Source organism: Bradyrhizobium sp. Leo78 (assembly GCF_059512425.1).
This window is the reverse complement of sequence record NZ_JCAMOT010000331.1, coordinates 1-272: the sequence shown is the minus strand read 5'-3', so window position 1 is coordinate 272 and position 272 is coordinate 1. Positions and strand designations below refer to the sequence as shown.

Annotated in this window: 1 pseudogene; it reads left to right on the top strand. The window is 59.9% G+C overall.

The window, feature by feature from the left end:
- Window positions 1-61 precede the first annotated feature (61 nt).
- A pseudogene (locus tag AC5ZG1_RS44940) lies at window positions 62-272 on the top strand (nuclear transport factor 2 family protein); the annotation flags it as partial.

The window sequence follows — 272 nt, the reverse complement described above, 5'->3', positions numbered from 1 at the left end:
AGTCCATTCAGGCCAGAGCCCGTACTCATCTCCGCGGGAAGCGTCAACGAGGAGGTGGAACATGTCGAACGCTCGCGCGGGCTTCGATGCGATCGATATCGTTGTCGATTGGATCGACGCCTGTAAGCAGGGTCGGTTGGATGATTTGCTAGATCTCTATGATGAGGCGGCTACGGTCGAGTGCTGCGAGGGGGGGCGCTTTCAAGGCCGAGCCGCGATGAAATGGTACTGGGGTCAAAGGCTCGCGGCATCCGCAGCCGAGGCTTTCGGGA